Source organism: Stenotrophomonas sp. STEN063 (genome assembly GCF_056854515.1).
Map to the genome: position 1 here is coordinate 19,220 of NZ_JBXFWF010000015.1, position 24,143 is coordinate 43,362.

The 24,143-nt window shown below is 64.4% G+C and carries 19 protein-coding genes; 17 read left to right on the plus strand and 2 right to left on the minus strand.

Annotation, left to right across the window (positions count from 1 at the left end):
- Window positions 1-13 precede the first annotated feature (13 nt).
- The 4 genes from AC1VWL_RS06000 (at window position 14) to AC1VWL_RS06015 (ending at window position 10,884) form a co-directional block, all read left to right on the plus strand.
- The gene (locus AC1VWL_RS06000) at window positions 14-2,050 is read left to right on the plus strand and encodes a methyl-accepting chemotaxis protein (protein ID WP_282271122.1); all 2,037 of its coding nucleotides are present in this window, start codon (window positions 14-16) and stop codon (window positions 2,048-2,050) included.
- Window positions 2,051-2,158: 108 nt separating this feature from the next.
- Window positions 2,159-9,052, plus strand: a complete 6,894-nt coding sequence (locus AC1VWL_RS06005) for a hybrid sensor histidine kinase/response regulator (RefSeq protein ID WP_482986099.1) — start codon at window positions 2,159-2,161, stop codon at window positions 9,050-9,052.
- The gene (locus tag AC1VWL_RS06010; protein ID WP_482986100.1) at window positions 9,039-10,382 is read left to right on the plus strand and encodes a chemotaxis protein CheB; all 1,344 of its coding nucleotides are present in this window, start codon (window positions 9,039-9,041) and stop codon (window positions 10,380-10,382) included. Before AC1VWL_RS06005 ends, AC1VWL_RS06010 begins: the two co-directional genes overlap by 14 nt.
- Window positions 10,383-10,407: 25 nt before the next feature.
- Window positions 10,408-10,884: a chemotaxis protein CheW gene (locus tag AC1VWL_RS06015; protein ID WP_282271128.1), complete on the plus strand. Its 477-nt coding sequence runs from the start codon at window positions 10,408-10,410 to the stop codon at window positions 10,882-10,884.
- A gap of 195 nt (window positions 10,885-11,079) precedes the next feature.
- On the opposite strand, the gene AC1VWL_RS06020 is transcribed toward AC1VWL_RS06015, so the two are convergent.
- On the minus strand, window positions 11,080-11,814 hold the full coding sequence (locus AC1VWL_RS06020) for a 16S rRNA (uracil(1498)-N(3))-methyltransferase (RefSeq protein ID WP_482986101.1): 735 nt from the start codon (window positions 11,812-11,814) through the stop codon (window positions 11,080-11,082).
- Between the two features lie 124 nt (window positions 11,815-11,938).
- Between AC1VWL_RS06020 and nudE the strand changes: the two genes are divergently transcribed.
- The 11 genes from nudE to AC1VWL_RS06075 all read left to right on the plus strand — a co-directional run bounded on the left by nudE (window position 11,939) and on the right by AC1VWL_RS06075 (window position 19,287).
- A complete protein-coding gene (nudE, locus tag AC1VWL_RS06025; protein ID WP_296252621.1) occupies window positions 11,939-12,487 on the plus strand; it encodes an ADP compounds hydrolase NudE in 549 nt (182 codons plus the stop codon).
- Entirely contained in the window at window positions 12,484-13,293 is an 810-nt protein-coding gene (gene cysQ / locus AC1VWL_RS06030; RefSeq protein WP_482986102.1) for a 3'(2'),5'-bisphosphate nucleotidase CysQ, read from the plus strand. Before nudE ends, cysQ begins: the two co-directional genes overlap by 4 nt.
- Before the next feature lie 77 nt (window positions 13,294-13,370).
- The gene (gene mazG / locus AC1VWL_RS06035; RefSeq protein ID WP_482986103.1) at window positions 13,371-14,192 is read left to right on the plus strand and encodes a nucleoside triphosphate pyrophosphohydrolase; all 822 of its coding nucleotides are present in this window, start codon (window positions 13,371-13,373) and stop codon (window positions 14,190-14,192) included.
- The gene (locus tag AC1VWL_RS06040; RefSeq protein ID WP_482986104.1) at window positions 14,189-14,512 is read left to right on the plus strand and encodes a YnfA family protein; all 324 of its coding nucleotides are present in this window, start codon (window positions 14,189-14,191) and stop codon (window positions 14,510-14,512) included. The genes mazG and AC1VWL_RS06040 overlap by 4 nt, the downstream gene beginning before the upstream one ends.
- A 39-nt stretch (window positions 14,513-14,551) precedes the next feature.
- Window positions 14,552-14,854 carry an Mpo1-like protein gene (locus AC1VWL_RS06045; RefSeq protein WP_282270617.1) on the plus strand — a complete coding sequence of 101 codons (303 nt, stop codon included), beginning with the start codon at window positions 14,552-14,554 and terminating at the stop codon, window positions 14,852-14,854.
- Window positions 14,855-14,922: 68 nt separating this feature from the next.
- Window positions 14,923-15,891 (plus strand): SPFH domain-containing protein, encoded by a 969-nt coding sequence (locus AC1VWL_RS06050; protein WP_296252634.1) that lies wholly within the window; start codon window positions 14,923-14,925, stop codon window positions 15,889-15,891.
- 3 nt (window positions 15,892-15,894) lie between these two features.
- Window positions 15,895-16,326 (plus strand): NfeD family protein, encoded by a 432-nt coding sequence (locus tag AC1VWL_RS06055; RefSeq protein WP_282270620.1) that lies wholly within the window; start codon window positions 15,895-15,897, stop codon window positions 16,324-16,326.
- 90 nt (window positions 16,327-16,416) lie between these two features.
- Entirely contained in the window at window positions 16,417-17,538 is a 1,122-nt protein-coding gene (gcvT, locus tag AC1VWL_RS06060) for a glycine cleavage system aminomethyltransferase GcvT (RefSeq protein WP_482986105.1), read from the plus strand.
- An 86-nt stretch (window positions 17,539-17,624) separates the two neighbouring features.
- Entirely contained in the window at window positions 17,625-18,020 is a 396-nt protein-coding gene (gene gcvH, locus AC1VWL_RS06065; RefSeq protein WP_282270622.1) for a glycine cleavage system protein GcvH, read from the plus strand.
- Window positions 18,021-18,320: 300 nt separating this feature from the next.
- Window positions 18,321-18,524: a hypothetical protein gene (locus AC1VWL_RS06070; RefSeq protein WP_482986106.1), complete on the plus strand. Its 204-nt coding sequence runs from the start codon at window positions 18,321-18,323 to the stop codon at window positions 18,522-18,524.
- Window positions 18,525-18,810: 286 nt separating this feature from the next.
- Window positions 18,811-19,287 (plus strand): hypothetical protein, encoded by a 477-nt coding sequence (locus tag AC1VWL_RS06075; RefSeq protein ID WP_482986107.1) that lies wholly within the window; start codon window positions 18,811-18,813, stop codon window positions 19,285-19,287.
- Between the two features lie 799 nt (window positions 19,288-20,086).
- On the opposite strand, the gene AC1VWL_RS06080 is transcribed toward AC1VWL_RS06075, so the two are convergent.
- Window positions 20,087-21,502: a serine hydrolase domain-containing protein gene (locus AC1VWL_RS06080; RefSeq protein ID WP_482986108.1), complete on the minus strand. Its 1,416-nt coding sequence runs from the start codon at window positions 21,500-21,502 to the stop codon at window positions 20,087-20,089.
- Between the two features lie 79 nt (window positions 21,503-21,581).
- Between AC1VWL_RS06080 and AC1VWL_RS06085 the strand changes: the two genes are divergently transcribed.
- Window positions 21,582-22,187, plus strand: a complete 606-nt coding sequence (locus tag AC1VWL_RS06085; protein WP_482986109.1) for a LemA family protein — start codon at window positions 21,582-21,584, stop codon at window positions 22,185-22,187.
- A gap of 29 nt (window positions 22,188-22,216) precedes the next feature.
- On the plus strand, window positions 22,217-24,142 hold the full coding sequence (locus tag AC1VWL_RS06090; protein WP_482986110.1) for a M48 family metallopeptidase: 1,926 nt from the start codon (window positions 22,217-22,219) through the stop codon (window positions 24,140-24,142).
- Window position 24,143 lies beyond the last annotated feature (1 nt).

Sequence of the window (24,143 nt, forward strand, 5' to 3'; positions counted from 1 at the left end):
CCGAGGTCGAACGATGAGTACTGCTCCTGAAGCCGCCAAGGCTGGCAAGCTTGGCAATGTAAGCACCAACTTCTGGTTGGGCTTGTTGGTGCTCTCGATGGTCGTGTTCGGTGCCAACACCGGCGTGGCCACCTGGCAGGGCAGTCGTCTGGCCGGCGCCAGTACCGGCGCCGCGGATCTGCAGGTGCTGTCACAGCAGCTGGCCAACCAGGGCCGTGAAGCCGTGGCCGGTAGCCGCGAAAGCTACGCCGCGTTCAAGGACACGCGCAGCAAGGTGGAAAGTACGGTCAGCGAGTTGCAGGGCCGTTACGGCAATGAGACTGGTGTGTCCGGCCCGCTGAGCGCGCTGGTCGATACCTGGAAGCCGCTGTCCAAGAACGCCGAGCAGATCGTCGCCTCCGAGCCTGCGGTGCTGGCCCTGGCCGGTAATGCCGATGCCTTCGTTGGCGCGGTGCCGCAGCTGCAGGCGCAGTTGAACGAAGTAGTGCGCGCAATGACTGCCGGCGGCGCCCAGTCCTCGCAGGTCTACAACGGCCTGCAGCAGGTGGTGGTGGTGGGCACCATGGCCCGTCGCGTCACTGAAATCCGCGCCGGTGGTGCTGGCGCAAGCGGCGCTGGCGACGCACTGGCACGCGATATGGTGGTGTTCACCCAGGTGCTGGAAGGCCTGCGCAACGGCAATGAGGAAATGGGCATTTCCGCCGTGCGCAATGCCAATGCACAGGTTGCGCTGGAACAATCGGCCAACCAGTGGGCCAAGATGAAGAAGGATGCCGACGCCATTCTGGCCAGCTCGCGCAACCTGTTTGCTGCACAGTCCTCGGCGGCCGCACTGGCGACCGGTTCGGACAAGATGCTGGAAAGCAGCCGCAAGCTGTTCGACGCGTTTTCGGCGTTCGGTTCGGCTCGCGACACCCGCATCTTCCCGAACTTCTGGTGGAGCGTGATCTTCGGCGGCCTGTCGGTGCTGTCGATCATTGGCTTCGTCTGGAGCACGGTGCGTACCCGTTCGCGTGAGCAGGACGTGCGTTACCAGACCCAGGTGGAATTCAACAGCCGCAACCAACAGGCGATTATGCGTCTGCTGGACGAAATCAGCTCGCTCGGTGAAGGTGACCTGACGGTAAAAGCCTCGGTGACCGAGGACATGACTGGCGCCATCGCCGACGCTATCAACTACGCCGTGGACGAACTGCGCCACCTGGTGACCACCATCAACGACATCTCCTCGAAGGTGGCAGTGTCGGCACAGGAAACCCAGGCAACGGCAATGCAGCTGGCCGAAGCCGCAGGCCACCAGGCCGACGAGATCACCAGCGCCTCGGACCGTATCGGCGAAATCGCTACCTCCATTGAGCAGGTGTCGCGCAACTCCACCGAGTCGGCTGAAGTGGCACAGCGCTCGGTGGTCATCGCGACCGAAGGTGCCGGCGTGGTGCGCCAGACCATCCAGGGCATGGACCAGATCCGCGACCAGATCCAGGAAACCTCCAAGCGCATCAAGCGCCTGGGTGAATCTTCGCAGGAGATCGGCTCGATCGTGGAACTGATCAACGACATTTCCGAGCAGACCAACATCCTGGCATTGAACGCCGCCGTGCAGGCAGCCTCGGCCGGTGAAGCCGGTCGCGGTTTCGCCGTGGTGGCTGACGAAGTGCAGCGCCTGGCAGAACGTACCTCCGGCGCAACCCGTCGAATCGAAGGTCTGGTGCAGGCGATTCAGGCCGATACCAACGAAGCGGTTACCTCGATGGAACAGACCACCGCCGAAGTGGTGTCCGGTGCGCGCCTGGCCGAGGACGCCGGTACCGCACTGACCGAAATCGAACGCGTGTCCAACGCACTCAACAACTTGATTAAAAGCATCTCCATCGCCGCCAACCAGCAGGCCTCGGCAGCTACCGATATCACCCAGACGATGGGCGTTATCCGGCAGATTACCGGCCAGACCTCGCAGGGTGCCGGGCAGACCGCCGACTCGCTGGGTCAGTTGAACCAGTTGGCGGCAGAGCTGCGCCGTTCGGTGGCCGACTTCAAGTTGCCGGCCTGAACGGACTGATCGGGCGGGGATGCAGAGGAATCAGCAGATGAAGTTTCGTCACAACGCAACGCAGGGCCGCCCGGACGGCATGCAATTGATGCTGCACGGGGGAGTGCGATGAGTACCTTGCGCGATGCGATGAGCCACGCAGCTCTTGGGTGGGTAAAGCCCGAGCTGGACGAGACCCTGCGCCAGGTGCGCAACGAGGTCGAAGCGTTCGTGGAAGACCCCAGCGATTCCAGTCGCATGCGTTTCTGCGCCGGTTACCTGCACCAGGTGCAGGGCACGCTGCGGATGGTGGAGCTGTATGCACCGGCGATGGTTGCCGAGGAGCTGGAACTGCTGGCCAATGCGGTGCGTGACGGTGGCGTCGCCGACCGCGATGAGGCCTGCGCCACGCTGATGCGCGGCACCGTGCTGCTGCCCGACTACCTGGAGCGCCTGCAGAACGGCCACCGTGATATCCCGATCGTGCTGCTGCCGTTGCTCAATGACATCCGCGCGGCACGCGGCGCTGAAGGCATCAATGAAAGCGTGCTGTTCGCCTTCAATCCCGATGCCAGCGACGCCAGCCCGGACGAGCTTGAGCACGCCCGTGGCAGCGTGAGCGGGCGTAACCGCGAGCTGCTCGATACCGTCGGCAGTGCGGTCAAGGAAGAGCTGATGCGCATCAAGGATGCGCTCGACCTGCATATGCGCATGGATGGCAATCCGGCCGACCTGCAGGTCCAGGTCAATGAGCTGGGCGCCGTCTCGGATACCTTGGGCGTGATGGGCCTGGGCGTTGCCCGTGGCATCGTTGCCCAGCAGCGCGATTCGCTGCACGAGGTCGTCAACGGCAGTCGTCAGATCGATGACAACCTGTTGCTGGATATCGCTGGCGCGCTGCTCTATGTGGACGCCTCGCTGGACGAGCAGGTTGCCCATCTGGGCGCCAACGTCGCGGGTGAAGATGATGCGGGTTCGGTGGAGACACGCCGCACCGTGGAAGTGCTGGCGCATGAAGCCATCGCCAATTTCACCGCTGCGCGCGAGTCCTTTGTCGCCTTCATCGAGACCAATTGGGACCATGCCCGCCTGGCCGAAGTGCCACGCCTGCTGGGCGAGGTCTCCGGCGCACTGCGCATGCTGGAAATGCCGGCGCCGGCCGATTACCTGCAGGCCGTACGCCAGTACATCGACGTCGAGCTGATCGCGCGCCAGCGTATTCCCAGCGGGCGCCAGCTCGACACCCTGGCCGACGCCATGGCCAGCCTGGAGTACTTCCTTGAAGCCCTGCGCGATCGCCGCCCGGGCCGCGAGGAAATCCTCGATATCACCCGCACCAGCCTGGAAACCCTGCGTTACTGGCCGATTCCGTCGCAGCAGGCCGTGGCCGACAGTGCTGTTGTCGAGACGGCGGTTGCCGACCTGAGCGCTGCAGCCGTTGCGGACAGCGCAGGCAACGCCGTGGCCGATTCGGCAGTTGCGGATGTGGCCGAAGCACCGGCTGAAGTTGTCGAAACTGCGGGCGAAGCCTCGCCGGTTGTCGAACAGGCAGCGATCATCGCTGCAGCGGCCGTGCCGCCGCCGTTGCCGCCACTGGAAGTGGAAGAAAAGCCGCAGGCTGCTGTCGCCGATTACCCATTGGTGTTTGGCGCGGCGATCAATGCCGTGGCAACCCCAGTCGCACCGGTCCAGCTTGTGGACGTGCCTGCGGTGTCTGCGTCGCAGGCAGCAGACGGTGCAGCCGGAAGTTTTGCATTCGATCCAGTGGCCGCCGAGACGCCGGAAGCCGCTGCGAGCAGTTTCAGCCTGGCGCCGATGGTGCTTGAAGGCCAGGAGCCAGCGGACTCGAACGGCGCGGAAACACCGGCGTCGTTTGCCGCGAGTTTCGACCCGGTCGCCGCCGAGGACGCGACGTCCACCGTCGCCAGCGACAGCTATCACTTCGACGCCTCGCTGTTGACGCTGGACGGTACCGATACAGCAGCAGCGCAGGTGTCCCAGCCTGCCAGCACCGGCGCGCTTGATGCCGAGCTGGTCAACCTTGAGTTTGCCGACACCGATGTGTTCTTCAGCCCGGAGCTGGAAGCCGTCAACCCGGTGATCGATGACACAACGAACGCGCCGGTATCGCTGACCAACGACTGGGAGCTGGCCGCCACGCCGGTTGAACAGGCATCCGCCCCGATCGAACCGGCATCCATGCCGGCGGAAGCCGTGTCCAAGCTGGATATGGAAACCGCTGCGTTCATGGCGCAGCTTGATGCAGCTGCCGAGGCCTTCGATCCGTTCGCGCTGCCTGAGTCGCTGCAGCCTGAGCCGGTTACGGCGGAAGTTGCCGATAGTGCTGCCAGTGCTGCCGCGCCGACGCGTGCTTCCGCGCCGGCGCAGCAGCTTGATGGCGGCTTCATCGATGGCGGCGATGTAATCGATCAGGACATCCGTGACGTCTTCATCGAGGAATTCGACGAAGAGCTTGAGAACCTTGGCAACCTGCTGCCCGCATGGCGCGCGGCACCAGCCAACATGGAGCGTCTGCGCCCGGTACGGCGCGTATTCCATACCTTGAAGGGCAGCGGGCGCCTGGTGGGTGCACGCACCCTGGGCGAGTTCAGCTGGAAGATCGAGAGCATGCTCAACCGCGTGCTCGACGGCAGCCGTCCCGCCAGCCCCGCCGTCATGGCTGCGGTGACCCAGGCCTATGACGTATTGCCGGAACTGAATGCCGCGCTGCGCGGCGTTGGCAACATCCAGTCCGATCTATTGGGCATACAGGATGTGGCTGACCGCGTTGCCGCGGGCGAAGAAGCGTTCTACGTGACCGGTGCCAGCGCTGTTGCAGCGGCCGCGCCGGCTGAGCAGGTGGCGCCGGAAATCGCGATCGTCGCGCCGGCGGAAAACGACGTTGCATCGGCCATCGAAATCGACGATGCGGAAGGTACCCCTGCGTCGGTGGATGAGGTGCTGCGCGAGATTCTCGAAGCCGAGATCGGCGCGCATCTGGTCACGGTCAATGCCTGGCTGGCTGGCTCGGCTGCACAGCCGCAGCCGGTGTCCGAAGACCTGTTGCGCGCCGTGCACACCATGAGCGGTGCATTCGCGATGACCGATGTGCCGGTGATCACCCAGATCACCAGCCCGGCGGAAACCTTCGTCAAGCGTTCGCTGGCGGCTGCGGTGACGCCGACAGCTGCGGGCGTGGATGCGCTGGCGCAGATGGCGGTGGCGGTACAGACCACGATCACGGCGCTGCGTGCGTCGTCACCACGCATCCCGGCGTTCCCGGGCGTGGCTGAGCGTCTGCAGGGGCTGGTTGATGCCCTGCCGGAAGGCAAGTGGCCACCGATGCAGGCCGAAGACGACCTTGTCGCAGACGATATCGCGGCTGTGCCGTCGACCGGTTCGCTGGACAGCGACGTTGGTTCCGAGCCGGTTGGTACGGAAGACCTGTCCGCGTACTTCGACGCTGGCTTGCTGGATGAGACGCCTGGCAGCGAAGCATCGCAGGACGTCCCTGCGCCGCTGGCCGCAGCCGAACCGGAGTTCCTGCGGGCTGGTGCCGACGTTGCCGAGCACGATGCACACGAGACAGCTGACGGTGCTGATGCAGTTGATGTGGAGCCGCTGTCGCAGCCGGTCGACGCCGCCGTTGCAAGCGGGTCGGAAGCCGTGGTTGTCGTTGATGAAGTGAGCGGGCAGATCGACATCGCCGGATCGGCTGAAGTCGTCGAGCCGGTTGCCCCGCAGCAAGCCGTCGAAGCTGAAGACCACTATGACGCGGTGCGGGCGTCCACCTGGGGTGCTGCACACGACGCTGAGGAGACAGCAGAAGCAACGGATCCGCAGCTTGCCGTTGAAGCTGGCGAGGTTGAATCCGAATCGGCTGTCGGCACTGAAGTTGATCTGGCATCTGCAGCCGAAGCAGTCGACACGCAGGTCGAAGATGGTCAGCAGAACGCGTCGGTCGCGCTGGAAGCGTCCAGCCATCCGGATGACCGTGACAGCGTGGTCGCACGCGCCCTGGCCATCGCCACCGCTGCAGCTGCAGCTGGTGTTGGCGCAGCACAGCTTGGCTCGGTTGAAGCCGAAGCCGAAGCATCAAGCCCGGCTGGGCAGGCTGCAGAAAGCGAGCTGACGGTAGCAGAAGCAGAAGCAGAAGAGATTGAAACGGCTGTGGCCGAAGAGCAGGCTGATGCTGCCGCGGAGCTCGACGAAGTCACCGATGACAGCGGCGTGCCTTCGTCGATCGCGGCCGCCCAGACCGACGTTGTTGCTCCGATTGGCGAGGAGCCGGTTGTGGATGCAGCGTTGGAGCTGGAAGCCGAAGCCGAAGCCGAAGCCGAAACTGAAACTGAAACAGCAGTAGAAGCTGAAATCGAAGCTGAGGCAGCTGTCGACGAAGCTGCGTTGATCGAAGACATCGCTTCGAATGAAGAAGCTGCGTCGGTCGAGGACGCACTGGCAACCGAAGAAGCCGAGCAGCTTGAAGAAGCCGCTCAGCTTGACGATGTGGCTGTGAGCGAGGTTGTCGAGCCGGTTGGCGTCGAAACCATTGCCGTCGCCAAGACCGTGCTGGCACCGCTGACCGCAGCGTTGCCGGAACAGGCTGAGGTACCAGTCGCTGCGGCCGTGGCGCACGAACTGGACGCTGGGCCGCTGAATTTCGCCGACCTGGATCGCGAGCTGGTCGATATCTTTGTCGAGGAAGGCAAGGACCTGCTCGACCATTGCGATGGTCTGGTCAACGACATGCGCGCCGCGCCGGAAGACCGCGAGGCGCTGGCGGGTCTGCAGCGTGACCTGCACACCCTCAAGGGTGGTGCACGCATGGCCGGCATCAATGCCATCGGCGACCTTGGCCATGCCATCGAATCGCTGCTGGAGGCGGTTGCCGCCAACCGCACCGAGATCACCCGCGCCGACGTGCAGCTGCTGGAGCGCGGTTTCGACCGTCTGCACCAGTTGTTGATCCGCACCGGTGAGCATCGCGCAGTGGTCATGCCGACCGATCTGATCGAGGCCTTCGAAGCGCGTACCGATGGGCGCGCCGAAGCCGCGCAGGCACCGGTGGAAGCAGTTGTCAGCACGTTCGAATCGGCACCGGCAAATGCTGCTTCTGCCGACGTGCTGCCGAAGCCGCTGGCGGCGATCGAACCGCTGTCTGCACCGCTGCGCGAAGAACAGGCGAGCAACGAGGAAGAAGGTGCGCCGCGCGGCCAGGAACAGGTGCGCGTGCGTGCCGATCTGCTCGACAGCCTGGTCAACCACGCCGGCGAAGTGGCGATCTACCGCTCGCGCCTGGAGCAGCAGCTGGGCGCGTTCCGTGGCGCCATGGCCGAGTTGGATCGCACCAACGCACGTCTGCGCGACCAGCTGCGTCGTCTGGATCTGGAAACCGAAGCGCAGATCGTGGCGCGTTACCGCCGCGAGCATGAGCAGGCCGACCAGACCTTCGATCCGCTGGAACTGGACCGCTTCTCCACCCTGCAGCAGCTCAGCCGTGCGCTGAACGAATCGGCGGCCGACTTGGGCGGTCTGCAAGGTGTGCTGGACGATCTGTCGCGCAACTACGACACCTTGCTGCAGCAGCAGTCGCGTGTCAGCTCGGAACTGCAGGATGGCCTGATGCGTGCGCGCATGGTGCCGTTCGACGGACTGGTGCCGCGCCTGCGTCGCGTGGTGCGCCAGGCCGCGCAGGAAACCGACAAGCAGGTGCACCTGAAGCTGGAAGGCACCCACGGCGAACTCGATCGCAACGTGCTGGATCGCATGGTCGCGCCGCTGGAGCACATGCTGCGCAACTCGGTTGCGCATGGCCTGGAGCAGCCGGCTGCACGTACTGCCGCGGGCAAGCCGGAAGAAGGCGAAATCGCCTTGCGTCTGCGCCGCGAAGGTTCGGAAATCGTGCTGGAAGTGGGCGATGACGGTGCCGGCCTGGACCGCGAGGCGATCCGTCGCCGCGCCGAGCAGCGTGGCCTGCTGGGCAGCGACGAGCAGATCGACGATACCCAGCTGGACCAGATGATCTTTGCGTCCGGCTTCAGCACCAGCGAACAGGTCAGCCAGCTGGCAGGCCGCGGTGTGGGCATGGACGTGGTGCGCAACGAAGTGCGCCAGCTCGGCGGCTCGGTGGACATCCACTCGGTGCGCGGGCAGGGTGCGACCTTCACCCTGCGCCTGCCGCAGACGCTGGCGGTCACCCAGGCGGTGTTTGTCCGCATCGGCGAAACCACCTACGCGGTGCCAGTGGCATCGGTCAGCGGCATCGGTCGTATCTCCCGCGAGCGTTTCGAGTCCGGGCAGGGCGGCTACCACTACAACGGCGAAGATTTCAGCCTGTACAACCTCGGCACCCTGGTGGGTCAGGTTGCTGCCAAGGCCGAAGGCCAGGCCGAGATACCGCTGCTGCTGGTGCGCTCCGGCGACCTGCGCGCAGCGGTTGCGATCGACCAGGTGCTGGGCAACCGCGAAGTCGTGGTCAAGCCGGTGGGCTTGCAGATCGCGTCGGTGCCGGGCATCTACGGCGCCACGATCACCGGCGAAGGCAACGTGGTGGTGATCCTGGACGTGGCACCGCTGGTGCGTCGTCATCTCACCCAGCCGCAGCAGTTGGTCGAGCACACCGAAACCAGCAACCAGCGCCATGTGCCGCTGGTGATGGTGGTCGACGATTCGCTGACCATGCGCAAGGTGACCGGCCGTGTGCTGGAACGTCACAACCTGGATGTAGCGGTGGCCCGCGACGGCGTCGAAGCGCTGGAGCAGCTGGAAGAGCGCATCCCGGACCTGATGTTGCTGGATATCGAGATGCCGCGCATGGACGGCTACGAGCTGGCCACCGCGATGCGTGCCGATCCGCGCTACAAGAACATCCCGATCGTGATGATCACCTCGCGCAGTGGCGACAAGCATCGCCAGCGCGCATTCGAGATCGGCGTGCAACGCTATCTCGGCAAGCCGTACCAGGAGCTGGATCTGATGCGCAATGTCTATGACCTGCTGGGGATCGCCCGTGCACGCGACTGACGACGCTGCCAAGCCGGTTGCATTGCTGGCCCGTGCCGGTGCCGCCCGTGATCGCCTGCGCGAGGCGCTGGTCGCCGCTGGCGGCCGCATCGTGCTGGAAGAAGACCCCAACCAGTTGGAGCCGGCGACACTGACCTCGGCTGCGCCCCAGGTCGTGCTGGTGGCCTTGGAGCCGGCAGTCGAGGACGCGCTGGAGCGGCTGGAGTCGGTGCTGGAGACGCCTGAGCTTTCTCTGTTGTTCGAGGAAGCCGAGCTGGCCGCTCGCCGCGAAGGCTGGGAAGCACAGCGGTGGATCCGTCATCTGGCGGCCAAGCTGCAGGGCCACGACAACGTGCTGCCGCCGGGCCTGGAACATGAAGAGGCCGAGCCGGCAGTCACCTTGGAACCGGGTCTGCCGCCACGTCCGGCCGACGGGCACGTGGACGCACCACTGCAGTTCCATCTTGATGAGGCGCAGGTGCAGGCCTATGACCTGCCCGCCGACGAAATCTACGTCGCTCCGGTCAGCGCGCTTGAACCGCGCCCGGAAGTGCTGTCGTTCGAGGAACTGATCGGCGGGAACGCGCAACCTGCGCAACCATCGTCGCCGGGCCTGCCACCGCCGCTGCCGCCGGAGCCGGTTGTCGCGCCGGTGGAAGCTGAGAGCAGGAAGGCACCGATTGCTGACTTCAGCAGCTGGTCGCTGGTGGAGGACGACGGCTACGAGACGGCGCCTGCTGCAACCACCAGCACCCCGGAGCCGCCTCCGGCCCTGGCCAGCCTGCTCAACAGCGAGTTGTCCCTGGTTGAGATCGATGCTGGCCCTGCCGAAGGCAATGGTGCGGTGCTGCTGATCGCCGGTATTGGTGGCCCGGATGCGGTGCGCCGCGTGCTGGCCAGCCTGCCGGAAGACTTCGCGCGGCCGGTGCTGGTGCAGCTGCGCCTGGATGGCGGTCGTTATGCCAACCTGGTCAAGCAGATGGCGCGGGCCACACCGTTGCCGGTGACCTTGGCCGATCCGGGCCAGAACCTGGTCCCGGGCGATGTCTATATTCTTCCCGACGTGATCGGCGTGGAGTCGAGTGCCGAGGGCCTGCGCTTCTGCGCGGAAGCCAACGATCTGCTCGGCGCTTTGCAGCCGGACCGCAGCGCGGTGCTGATGCTCAGTGGCGCCGACGTGGCGATGGTCGCCCCGGTGCTGGAGTTTGCCGGCAAGGGTGGCTGGGTGGCGGGGCAGATCGGCGAGGGGTGCTATGACCCGGCCGCTGCCAGCCAACTGGCTGTCGCTGGCTTGAGCGCCGGCGATCCGGAATATCTCGCTGCCGAATTGGCTGTGCATTGCGCGGCCTGACCGCAGCGCGACCCAGGAACTGACGATGAGCTACGCAAACAACGATGAAGTCCGTGGGGTACTGATACAGGCCGGTACCGAGCGCGTATTGCTGCCCAACGCGACGGTGGCGGAAATGATGTCCCGTGTTGCGGTCGAGCCGATTGCCAATACCCCCGGGTGGCTGGTCGGGCAGATCGCGTGGCATGGCTGGAGCGTGCCGTTGCTGTCCTATGCCGGCCTCAGTGGCCATGGCAATGAAATGGTGACCAGCAACAACAAGGTGGTGGTGCTCAAGGCGCTGGGGGGTAACCCGGACCTGCCGTATTTCGCCCTGCTGACCCAGTCCTTCCCGCAGCTGATCGCGGTACCCCGCGACGGTCTGCTGGCCGACGCATCGGAAGAAAGCCTGCCGGTAGGCGTGCACATGCGCGTATTGCTGGGCGAACAAAGCGCGCTGTTACCGGACCTGGATGCGGTCGAAAGCGCGGTCATCCTCGCCCTGGCAGAAGCCGTAGCCTGACCTGGTTGTGCGGTAGTGCCGAGCCATGCTCGGCAGGGGCTTTCCCGCCCGAGCATTGTAGGAGCGGCGTAAGCCGCGAAGCTCGCATCACATCAGATTGCAGACGGGCCGGTGATTTCGGCAGTGTCAGCTTCGCGGCTGACGCCGCTCCTACAAAAGCCGACACTGAACGCCCCAGCCGAGCACGGCTGGGCGCTACAGATCGCCCAGCCGCGCCTGCAGGGCCGCGATTGCGGCCAGGCCGGCGGTCTCCGTGCGCAGGATGCGTGGGCCCAGCTGCAGGCCCTGGAAGCCCGCCTCGCTCAGTTGCTGGCGATCGCGCGGCGACCAACCACCTTCCGGGCCTATCGCGATCACAACCCCGTTTGCCGGTGCGTCAGGCAGCGAGGCCAAGCGGTGTTCGCCCAGTGGGTCCAGGGTCAGGCGCATGGTGTGCTCGGGCAGTGCCGCGGCGGCCGCGGCCAGCGCCTGCGGGCTGCCAATGGATGGGATCCGTGCGCGCCCGGATTGACCACAGGCCGAACCCACCACGTTGCGCCAGTGAGCGATGCGCTTCTCGGCCCGTGCCGCGTCCAGCTTGACCTCGGTACGCTCGGCATTGACCGGAATGATGCGGCTGACTCCAAGCTCGGTGGCCTTCTGCAGGATCAGGTCCATCTTCTCGCCCCTGGCAATGCCCTGCAGCAAGGTGATCGCCAGCGGTGATTCATTGTCGACGGCCTGGGCGCTGTCGATGTGCACCTGTACCTCGCGCTTGCTGATCGCGCTGAGGGTGGCTGCATAGTCGTTGCCATCGCCGTTGAACAGGATGCAGCCTTCGCCCTCGCGCAGGCGCATCACCCGTACCAGATGATTGGCCACATCCTCGGGCAGGGACAGGGTCTGGCCGACGGCAAGCGGCAGTTCGATCGGGCTACGGGTAAGGCGCATGGGAGTTCTCGCAAAGGCGGTGCCACATGGGGAGCGGCTGGGTCTGCTAGCATTTCAACGTCATGAAAACGTATCTGCCAATGCGCATTCTATCGGTCTACCGTCGTTTTGCCCGGAGTGGCGCATGAGTCGCCGCCTGCCACAGATCCACAACGTGGTCGAAGAACACATCGGTCCCTTCCGTCAGCAGCAGCTGGATCTGGAGTTTTCCAACGGCGAGCGTCGGCATTTCCAGCGGCTGGTCAGCGGCGGCCACGGTGCTGTCGTGGTGGTGCCGATGCTCGATGAGGAGACCGTGCTGCTGGTGCGTGAATACGCCGCCGGCCTGCATCGCTACGAGCTGGGCCTGGTCAAGGGGCGCATCGATGAAGGCGAAACGCCGATAGAAGCGGCCGACCGCGAACTCAAGGAGGAGGCCGGTTATGGCGCGCGCAAGCTGGATGCGCTGCGCAGCCTGACCTTGGCACCTACTTATATGAGTCATCAGTCCACCCTGGTGCTGGCACGTGATCTGTATCCGCAGCGTCTGCCTGGCGACGAGCCCGAGGAGCTGGAGGTGGTGCCGTGGAAGCTGGCCGAGCTGGACCAGCTGATGCTGCGCGAGGATTTCTCCGAGGGACGCTCGCTGGCAGCCCTGTTCATTGCCCGTGAGTGGCTGCGAGGTGGCGCATGAGCGCAGTAGTTGATGACGTGCTGCGCGAAGGCGTGCTGGATATCGCCCAGCGCGCAGGCGCGGCGATCATGCAGGTCTATGCCAGTGGTTTCGATATCGAACAGAAGGCCGACGACAGTCCGGTCACCACGGCCGACCTGGCCGCCCATCGGCTGATCGTTGCAGGCTTGTCGCAGCTCACCCCGGATATCCCGGTGCTGTCCGAGGAATCCGCGCAGTTGCCTTGGGAGACGCGTCGGCAGTGGCAGCGCTATTGGCTGGTGGACCCGCTGGACGGCACCCGCGAGTTCATCAAGCGCAATGGCGAGTTCAGCGTCAATATCGCGTTGATCGAAGATGGCGTGTCGGTGTTTGGGGTGGTACAGGCACCGGTGACCGAGGTCATCTGGCATGCACAGCGCGGTGGCCAGGCCTGGCGCCGCAGCGGTGAGCAGCAGGATGCGATCAATACGCGGGTGCCACCGGCATCGCCGCTGCGGGTCGCCGCCAGCCGCTCACATGCCAGTGCCCGTACGGCCACCTTGTTGGCGCGGATGGGCGAGATCGAGCTGGTCGCGCAGGGTTCCTCGCTGAAGTTCTGCCGCATCGCCGAAGGGACGCTGGATGTGTACCCGCGCCTTGGGCCAACCAGTGAATGGGATACCGCCGCCGGTCAATGCGTGCTGGAGGCAGCAGGCGGTGCCGTGTTGGCGGCCGATGACGGCGTGCCGTTTGCCTACAACCAACGCCCGCGTCTGCTCAATGGCGACTTCGTCGCCTTGGGTGATGCCTCGTTGCCGTGGCAGGAGTGGGTGGCCGGGCTTTGACGCCCGGCCACTGGCTGCCTGCAGTGAACTTCAAACGCCGGCAATTGCCGGCGTATTCGTAACAAGGTGATGTGCGCATGTCCGAATTGACCGATATCCAGACCCTGTTGCAGATCATGGCGCGCCTGCGCGATCCCAATGGCGGATGCCCGTGGGACCTGGAACAGGACTTCGCCAGCATCGCGCCGTATACGGTGGAGGAGGCTTACGAAGTGGCCGACGCCATCGACCGCAACGATCTGCCGGATCTGAAGGACGAGCTCGGCGATCTGCTGCTGCAGGTGGTATTCCACGCGCAGATGGCCAGCGAGCAGGGGGCCTTCGATTTCGGTGATGTGGTGGCCTCGATCAGCAACAAGATGATCCGCCGCCACCCGCATATCTTTGCCGACGCCGAAGTCAGTGATTCCGACGAAGTATTGGCCAACTGGGACGAGATCAAACGCAGCGAACGCGCCGCCAAGGGCGAGCAGGATGGGTCGGCATTGGCCGGTGTCTCGCGTGGACTGCCGGAATGGCTGCGCGCCACCAAGCTGCAGTCGCGTGCGGCCCGTACCGGCTTCGATTGGCCCGACGCGGTGCCGGTGCTGGACAAGCTGCGCGAGGAAATCGACGAAGTGCAGGCCGAGTTCGCGCATGCTGCCACAGGCGTGGACAACCACACCCGCCTGCAGGAAGAACTGGGTGATGTGTTGTTTGTCTGCGCCAATCTTGCCCGCCACGCCAAGGTCGATAGCGGCACCGCCCTGCGCCATGCCAACCACAAATTCGAGCGCCGCTTCCGCGCGATGGAAGCGCTGGCGGCTGCGCAGGGAAAGGCAATGTCGCAACTTGACCTGCAGCAGCAGGAGGCACTGTGGCAGCAGGTGAAGCAGCAGGAAAAGGACGCGGCGAAGTGAAAACCCTCGCCCTGTTCCTGCTGACCGCATTGGCCGAGATCGTCGGCTGCTACCTGCCGTGGCTATGGCTGCGGCAGCAGGGCAGCCCGTGGTTGCTGTTGCCGGCTGCCGCCAGCCTTGCCTTGTTTGCATGGCTGCTGACCCTGCATCCGGCCGCCAGTGGGCGTGTCTATGCCGCCTACGGTGGTGTCTATGTCTGCGTGGCACTGCTGTGGCTGTGGCTGGTGGACTCGGTCAAGCCCACCCGCTGGGACCTGCTCGGCGGCGGTCTCTGCCTGCTTGGCATGGCGGTGATCATGTTCGCCCCGCGCAGCAACTGAAACGCCTATGCTGGCGGCATCCAGCCTTGGGTGCAGGCCATGTCAGGTTTCAGCAGTTTCCGTGAGTTCTACCCCTTCTACCTGGGCGAACACAGCAACGTCGTCAGTCGCCGCCTGCATTTCATCGGCAGCTGCGGCGTGCTGCTCTGTGTCGCGATGCTGCTGTGGAGCGGCCAGCTGCGCTGGCTGTGGTTCGCGCTGCTATGCGGCTACGGCTTTGCCTGGGTCGGGCACTTCTTCTTCGAGAAGAACCGGCCGGCGACCTTTCGCCACCCCTTCTATTCATTTGCCGGTGACTGGGTGATGTTCGTCGACATCCTGCGCGGGCGGGTGCGGCTGTAAGCGCCTGGCCGGCGGTGTCCTTGGCTGTGGCTATACTCGGCACATCAATCAGCACAAGGAACGGTCCCATGGGCGGCGGAGCAGGGTTGTTGGCGTTGGTGGTCGTGGTGGCCGGCATCATCGTGCTGTTCAAGACGGTGAGGATGGTGCCGCAGGGCTACGAATGGACGGTGGAGCGCTTCGGCAAGTACACGCATACGATGAGCCCCGGCCTACACTTCCTGATCCCGATTGTTTACGGCGTCGGCCGCAAGGTAAACATGATGGAGCAGGTGCTGGACGTTCCCAGCCAGGACGTCATCACCAAGGACAATGCGGTGGTGCGGGTGGATGGGGTGGTGTTCTTCCAGGTGCTGGATGCGGCCAAGGCGGCCTATGAAGTGGCCAACCTGGAAGTGGCGATGATCGCCCTGGTGCAGACCAATATCCGTACCGTGATCGGCTCGATGGACCTGGATGAATCGCTGAGCCAGCGCGAAACCATCAACGCCAAGCTGCTCAACGTGGTCGACCACGCCACCAATCCGTGGGGCGTCAAGGTCACCCGCATCGAGATCAAGGACATCCAGCCGCCGGCCAACCTGGTGCAGTCGATGCAGCAGCAGAAGATGGCCGAGCAGAACAAGCGTGCAGCGGTGCTGGAGGCCGAAGGTATCCGCCAGTCGGAGATCCTGCGCGCCGAAGGCCAGAAGCAGTCGGCGGTACTGGAGGCCGAAGGTCGCAAGGAAGCCGCGTTCCGCGACGCAGAGGCGCGCGAGCGCCTGGCCGAGGCCGAGGCCAAGGCGACCGCGATGGTGTCCGATGCGATTGCCAACGGCAGCGTGCAGGCGATCAATTACTTCATCGCGCAGAAGTACGTGGAAGCCTTCAGTGAACTGGCCAACTCGCCCAACCAGAAGCTGGTGTTGATGCCGATGGAGGCCACCGGTGTGATCAGCTCCATTGCCGGTATCTCGGAACTGGCCAAGGAAGCTTTCGCCAAGCAGGGCGAAACCAAGCAGCCTGCACGCGGCAACCCGCCGCCGCTGGGGCGCTGAGCCATGCGCTGGGAAGTGGTGATCTGGGCGGCGCTGGCGGTGACCTTGTTCGCCGCCGAGGCGCTGGCGCCGGGTGCCTTCATGCTGTGGATGGGCATCGCTGCAGCGGCGGTGTTCCTCACCGTCTGGGCAATCGACGGCATGAGCGTGCTGCTGCAGGTGATCCTGTTCGTGGTGCTGAGCTTTGTCTCGATCCAGGTCTATCGCACCTGGTTCCGGCAGCGTGCACGGCCCAGCGACCAGCCGTTGCTCAACCGCCGCGCCGAGCAGTTGATCGGGCGGGTGGTGACGCTGGAGCAGGCGATCAGCGCCGGTGTCGGCCGGGCCAAGGTGGACGATGCGTTCTGGGTGGTCGCCGGTCCCGACCTGCCGCAGGGCAGTACGGTGCGGGTGGTGGCCGTGGACGGCATGACGCTGAAGGTGCAGCCAGTCTGAATACCGCTGCGGTACTGCCGTTGTGGCAGTGCCGCAGGTTTTAAAAGTAACCATCTGGGATAATGGCGGTCCCCTTAGTGTGGAACGGCCATGACCCTGAAGACTCTGCTCAACGAAACCCACCGCTCACTCGGCGCCAAGATGGTCGACTTCGGAGGTTGGGACATGCCGATCCACTACGGCTCGCAGATCGACGAGCACAACCTGGTCCGCAGCGCCGCCGGCATGTTCGACGTCAGCCACATGACCGTGGTCGACCTGAAGGGTGCGCGCACCCGCGAGTTCCTGCGCCAGCTGCTGGCCAACTCCATCGACAAGATCAAGGTCCGCGGCAAGGCCCTGTACTCGTGCATGCTCAATGCGCAGGGCGGGGTGATCGACGACCTGATCGTCTACTTCCTGGCCGAAGACATGTTCCGCATGGTGGTCAATGCCTCCACCCGCGAGAAGGACCTGGCCTGGATCCGTCAGCACGCCGAAGCCTTCGGTGTCGAGGTGGTCGAACGCGAAGACCTGGCCATCGTCGCCGTGCAGGGACCGCAGGCGCGTGCGCTGGTCGCCGGGCTGGTAGCGGAGTCGGATCGTGCCGCGCTGGACAAGCTCGGCCGCTTCGCTGCACTGACCGTCAGCTCCATCGACGGCGTTGAACTGTTCGTCGCACGCACCGGTTACACCGGCGAAGACGGCTACGAAGTGCTGCTGCCGCAGAGCGCGGTCGTGGCGTTCTGGAATGCGCTGCTGGCTGCTGGCGTGAAGCCGGCCGGCCTTGGTGCGCGCGACACGCTGCGACTGGAAGCCGGCATGAATCTGTACGGCCAGGACATGGACGAAGCCATTACTCCGTACGAGGCGGCGCTGGCCTGGACCGTGGCGCTGGATGACCTGGCCGATGGCACGCCGCGCGCGTTCACCGGCCGCGCCGTGCTGGAAGCGCAGAAGGCCGCCGGCAACGCGCGCCAGATGATCGGCCTGGTGATGGACGAGAAGGGCGTGCTGCGCCACGGCCAGAAGGTGCTCACCGCCAATGGCGAAGGCGAGATCCTGTCCGGCACCTTCTCACCGACGCTGGGCAAGGCGATTGCCTTCGCACGCGTGCCGGCCGGCGCGCCGGGTGATGTGCGGGTGGATATCCGCGGCAAGGAAGTGCCGGTGCGCATCGTGAAGTTCCCGTTCGTGCGTGACGGCCAGGCACAGGCCGGCATCAATCTTTGACCTGTAGGACCGGGCCGGAAGCGACCTTGCTTCCGGTTCGTTAAACTAGCGCTTCATCCCGACCACCGTTTTTCCGGAGTAGTTCCATGAGCGAGATCCCTGGCGACCTCAAGTTCCTCAAGTCCCACGAGTGGGCCCGTGTCGAAGGCAGCAACCGCGTTACCGTCGGTATTTCCGATCATGCCCAGGGATTGCTGGGTGACCTGGTCTATGTCGAACTGCCGGCTGTCGGTGACAGCGTGCAGGCTGGCGTTGGCGCCGCTGTGGTCGAGTCGGTGAAGGCGGCTTCCGACGTCTACAGCCCGGTGTCCGGCACCGTTGTCGAAGTCAACGAAGCGGTGACCGACAAGCCGGAAACGATCAACGAAGACGCTTACGGCGACGGCTGGCTGTACGTGGTCGAGCTGTCCGATCCGGATCAGTTGAACGACCTGCTTGGCCCGGACGACTACGCCGAGATGTTGGAGAACGAGGACCACTGAGTCCTGTCGTGATCCGAAAAACGGCCGCTACCAGCGGCCGTTTTTTTTATGCCGGTGTCAGCATCACGTGATGATCGGTAGTGATGAGCGGCTGCTGTTGACGCGTTGAAGCCGATGCCGAGGGACGCGAAGTGGTTCTGATCGGTGTCGCTGCGGACTGCGAAGTGGTCCAAAAAGTTTGCGCAAAATGATCCGTCGCGCAGCCAAAGCGTTGCCGTCGGCAAACTTTTTTTCGGGTGCTGGAAGTGGCCGGCGGCGACTGTTGGTCGCATGTCTTGAGATGCCGTTGGTGTACTGCCAATGCAGCTGCGTGTTGGCTGCGTCGAAACGAATAGTGCACTTTTACCGATGTTTTTTTACTTTGTGTTTTTTTTTAAGCACGCATGCATGGCGACGACGGATGCACATGGCGGGCTGTGGCGGCGGGCGGCCGGGCGCGGAAGGCTGAAGGCTTCCGAAAAATATTTTGCAAAGATGGTTGACAGTAAAAAAAACCGTGATTAGGTTTCGCCCAGCAGACCTTTCCTGCGGAAGCGAGTGAGCCGGATCAACATTCAGACGCGAAGCACAACTTGGACGTCCGCCAGGATTCTCTTGATGGTGGAGCAGGACTCGCTTCCTTCCGCGAAACACCCCCCTGATTTCTATCTGGCACCTGCAGCGGGACCCGTTGTGGGTGTTTCTGTATCCGTAACGATGCGCTAGACGCGTCGTCGGTCCTCCGCCGAACACCGCGGATTTGCTTCAACTGGGCATTTCAATTCCATAGATCACTGACGAGGAACAAACCATGGCTACGAAGAAAGCAGCTAAAAAGCCGGCCGCCAAGAAGGCGGTAAAGAAAGTCGCCAAGAAGGCTGTTGTGAAGAAGACCGTGAGGAAGGCAGCCGCCAAGAAGACCTTCAAGAACGCAGCAGCCAAGAAGACCGTCAAGAAGGCAGCTGCCAAGAAGACCGTCAAGAAGGCCGTAAAGAAGGTTGCCAAGAAGGCAACTGCCAAGAAAGCCACCAAGAAAGTAGCTAAGAAGGCCGTAAAGAAGGTTGCCAAGAAGGCAACTGCCAAGAAAGCCGTCAAGAAAGTAGCTAAGAAGGCCGTCAAGAAGGTTGCCAAGAAGGCAGCTGCCAAGAAGGTCGTAAAGAAGACTGCAAAGAAGGTTGCCGCCAAGAAGCCGGCCGCCAAGAAGGTTGCTGCGAAGAAGAAGCCGGCCGCTCGCAAGAAGAAGGCCGCTCCGGTTGCGCTGCCGGCTACTCCGGCGCCGCTGATCTGATCCAGCTCCACTAGCAATACCTGAAACTCCTTCCCCGACTGCCCAGCGGGGAGGGAGTTTTTTTATGGGCGTCTTCTGGAATGGCGGGGCAGTGGATGTGGGAGCGGCGTCAGCCGCGAAGCTGGCTACACATCCGAGGAACCGAGCCCTCCCTTTGCCGCAGGCAAGGGGAGGGTTGGGAGGAGTGCATTTGATTTGTGCGGGTGAAGCCCTGCCGAGCATGGCTCGGCACTACACGTGCGGTGAACCGCGGCGACCAACTAATCGACGCGGAGGAACCGAGCCCTCCCTTTGCCGCAGGCAAGGGGAGGGTTGGGAGGGGTGCTTTTGATTTGTGCGGGTGAAGCCCTGCCGAGCATGGCTCGGCACTACCGGTGCGGTGAACCTTGCTGACCAACCAATCGACGCCGAGGAACCGAGCCCTCCCTTTGCCGCAGGCAAGGGGAGGGTTGGGAGGGGTGCTTTAGATTTGCGGATGAAGCCTCTGCCGAGCATGGCTCGGCACTACCCGTGCGGTGAACCTTGCTGACTAACCAATTGGCGCGGAGGAACCGAGCCCTCCCTTTGCCGTAGGCAAGGGGAGGGTTGGGAGGGGTGCTTTAGGTTTGCTGGTAAAGCCTATGCCGAGCATGGCTCGGCACTACAGGTGACGCCGGTCTTTGTGGGAGCGGCGTCAGCCGCGAAGCTGACGGTGCATCCGATCTACCGGCGCTGGCTCCTGCCCAAGGCGATGCTACCGAGCAAAGAAAAAGGCGGCCATCGGCCGCCTTTCAGATACTGCTGGAGATCGCAACGCAGCTCAGCGCGGCGATGCCACCGCACGATCGGAGGACGCGCCCTTCTTGCCGCCGCGTGCCGGAGCCGCATCCTCGGCCATCAGGTTGTCGCTGCCGAAGTCGGTGTCCACGTCCAGCCAGCGCTGCGTCGGCAGGCCGATGGCGCGATCGAGGATGGTCGGCATCATGCCGCTGGGCAGGCTGCTTTCGCCGTTCCACATGATGGCGATGCCAAGGTCACGTTCCGGCAGCAGCGCGACCAGGCCGCGATAGCCCTGCACTGCACCGGCGTGGAAGACCACCTGGTGGCCGGAGTAGTCGAACACGCGCCAACCCAGTGCATAGCCAGCCGAATCCAGGCGCTGGTGACGCCAGCCAGAGCGCATTTCACCCGGCGTGTTCACCAGCGGCGCATGCAGTGTTGCGAGCAACGGTGCCGGCAATACATCCGGACGGTGGCCGGTATGGGCCAGCAGCCACTGCGCCATGTCGCTGGCACTGGCGTTGACGCCAGCAGCCGGTGCCACGCGGTAGTAGGTGGGTTTGGGCGTCAGCGACACCCAGCCGTTGCGGCTGCGCACGTGCGGACGCGCCCAGCGCGAGCTGGCCTGGATGCCGGCCAGGCCGAGGCTGGCATCGTTCATGCCCAACGGCTTGAGGATGCGCTTCTCAACGGCCTGCTCGTAGAAGCTGCCCGAGGCCGCAAACACCACATCGCCGACCAGGCTGAAGGCGACGTTCTGGTAGGAGTAGCAATCACCCGGGGCGCACTTGAGCGGCGCGGTGGCCAGCTTCTGGGTAAGCGTGTAGTAGTCAGCGTTGGCCTCGACATCGCGGTCATAGGCATTGCTGGTAAGGCCGACGCGTTGGCTCAGTACATCGGCAACGGTGAGCTTGTCGGTGGCTTCGGGCGTGGCCAGGCGGAAACCGGGAACGTAATCGGTGACCTTGCTGTCCCAGCGCAGGGTGCCATCGTTGACCAGCAGGCCGGCCATGGTGCCGGCGAAGGCCTTGGACAACGACGCCAGACGGAACACGGTGTGCGCGTCTACTTCCTGCGGATTGCTGACGTCGGTGACGCCATAGCCACGTGCCGACAGCACGCGGCCGTTCTGGACGATGGCCATCGCCATGCCGGGAACGCGGTTGCCGTAGGTCAGCTGTTCGGCCAGCGATTCGATGGCGGCGACATTGAAGTCGGCCGGCAGTGGTTGTACCTGGTCCGGGCGCAGCGCGGTGCGATATGGCATCGGCTGCGTTGGCGATTGTGCGGGCGCGTTCTCCAGGTTCACCGGCAACGCCACGGCAGCCGATGCTTCGGCGGGCAGGGCGTTGGGAGTGGGAGTCTGCGCGGTAGACGACAATGCAAAGGGCATCAACACCCCCAGCAATCCCGATGCCACCGGGCGAATGTGCCGGCGCTTGCTCTTGTCTTTCATCGTGATCGGTGCCTGTAAGCTACTGCTGTGGGCGATTCTAGCGCCGCTTTTCATCAATGCACAAACGGGGAGAGAATGAATGGGCATCGCGTTGATATTGCTGATCTTTCTTGTGGTGGTTGTCGCAGTTGTGGCGGTGGGTGTGGGGATCTACAACGGGCTGGTGCGGGCCCGTAACGGCTACAGGAATGCGTTTGCGCAGATCGACGTGCAGCTGCAGCGGCGTTTTGACCTGATTCCCAACCTGGTGGAGACCGCCAAGGCCTACATGGGCCATGAGCGGCAGACCCTGGAAGCGGTGATCGCGGCGCGCAGCGCGGCGCAGTCAGGTTTGGCCGCGGCCAAGGCCGATCCGGGCGATCCGGCGGCAATGGCGCAACTGGCGGCCTCGCAGGGGCAGTTGAATGGTGTGCTCGGCAGGCTGATGGCGGTGGCCGAGGCCTATCCCGAGCTGAAGGCCAACCAGAACATGCTGCAGCTCAGCGAGGAGCTGTCCAGCACCGAGAACAAGGTGGCGTTCGCGCGGCAGGCGTACAACGATGCGGTGATGGGCTACAACAACCGCCGCGAGACCTTCCCGGCCAATGTATTCGCCGACATGTTCAATTTCGCCACGGCCGCACTGCTGGATATCCCGCTGGAGAAGCGCGAGCAGGTGCGCGAGGCGCCCAAGGTGCAGTTCTGAACCTGGCGCAGGTGTAACAGGGGCGCGGGATGAATTTCTTCGAACACCAGGCCCAGGCGCGGCGCAACTCAGGCCGGCTGGTGCTGCTGTTTGCACTGGCGGTGCTGGCCATCGTGCTGATGGTGGACGCACTGGTGTGGTTGGGCACCGGCAGCATGCGCGGCGTGCTGTGGAGCAGCGTGTTGACGGTGGCGGTGATCGGGCTGGCATCGCTGTACCGGATCAGCTCCCTGCGCGGTGGCGGCGAGGTGGTGGCCGTGCAGATGGGCGGCACGGAAGTGCCTGCCGATACCCGCGATCCGGCACTGCGGCGGTTGCGCAACGTGGTGGAGGAGATCGCCATTGCCTCCGGCGTGCCGATGCCGCGCCTGTATGTGTTGGAGCAGGAGGCAGGCATCAACGCCTTCGCCGCCGGCTATTCGCCTGCCGATGCGGCCATTGCCGTTACCCGCGGCACCTTGCAGCGGCTCAACCGCGATGAGCTGCAAGGCGTCATCGCGCATGAATTCAGCCACATCCTCAACGGCGACATGCGCTTGAACATCCGCCTGATGGGCGTGCTGTTCGGCATCCTGATGCTCAGCGTGATCGGCAAGCGTGTGTTGCTGCACATGGGCGGCGGCAGCCGCGTGCGCTTCGGTCGCAATGTCGGGCCGGTGTTCCTGCTGATGCTGGTTGGCTTGGCAGGCATCGCCATCGGCAGCATCGGAGTGCTGTTCGGGCGGCTGATCAAGGCGGCGGTATCGCGCCAGCGCGAGATACTTGCCGATGCTTCGGCAGTGCAGTTCACCCGGCAGACGCAAGGCCTTGCCGGCGCCTTGAAGAAGATCGGCGGGCTCGACGACGGCTCGCGCCTGGCCGACCGTGCCAGTGCCGAGGAAGTCAGCCATATGCTGTTCGGCGAAGGCCTGCGTCTGTCCAGCTGGTTCGCCACCCATCCGCCGCTGGTTGCGCGTATCCAACGATTGGAGCCATCGTTCCGCGCGGAGCAGCTGCAGACACTGCGAGGCAACTGGTCCAGCGCACCGCCGGACGGACTGGCCGAAGACGGTGTGCTGGGTCTGGCAGGGCGCGAAGCGCCCAGCGTGGAAGCGGTGTTGCCGCCGTTGCCTGGAATGCAGCAGATCCCGGTGGATCCAGCGCAGGTGGCCGCGCAGGTGGCGACGCCTGCCGACGATGACTACCAGCAGGCGGTAAGGCTGGCGGGCAGTCTGCCAGCGCCGTTGCGCCGCTTGGCCGCTGATCGTGGCGCGGCGCAGCCGTTGTTGCTTGCGATGTTGCTGGACGAGGATGCCACGATCGCCGCGCGCCAGCGCAGCGCTGTGAGCGCGCAACTGGGTGAGCCGATGGCCGAAGGCGCATCGAACATCGCGGCTGGGCCTTTGCGTGAGCTGCACGCGGCGCTGAAGCTGCCGCTGGCGGCCTTGGCATTCCCGACCCTGCGCAGCCTGCCGCGCCCGCAGTTGACCGCTTTCATGCGCTGCATCGAGGCGCTGACCCACGCGGATGGGCGCATCTCCCTGTTCGAGTACTGCCTGTCACGCTTGCTGCTGGTGCAGGTGCAGGCAGCCTTGGATCCATCGCGTCACCTGCATTTCGGCCGCCGCAAAGCCACTGGCGTGCAGCGTGAGTTCGCCACCCTGCTGTCTGTGGTGGCGCGCGCCGGCAACCCCGGCGACGAGGCGGGCGCGCGTCGCGCCTACCTGGCCGGCCTGCAGCGCATCCTGCCGCAGGATCATCTGCCATATGCGCCGCCGGCGAATGGGGTGCTGGCCCTGGATGCGGTCTGGGCACCGCTGGATTCGATGGACCCGCTGGCCAAGCAGCTGCTGGTGGAAGCGGTGACTGCGACCGTCAGCCACAACCAGCGCGTCAATGTTGCCGAAGCTGAGTTGCTGCGGACCATCTGCGCCACCTTGCATTGCCCCTTGCCAGCGATGCTGCAGGTGGTCTGAC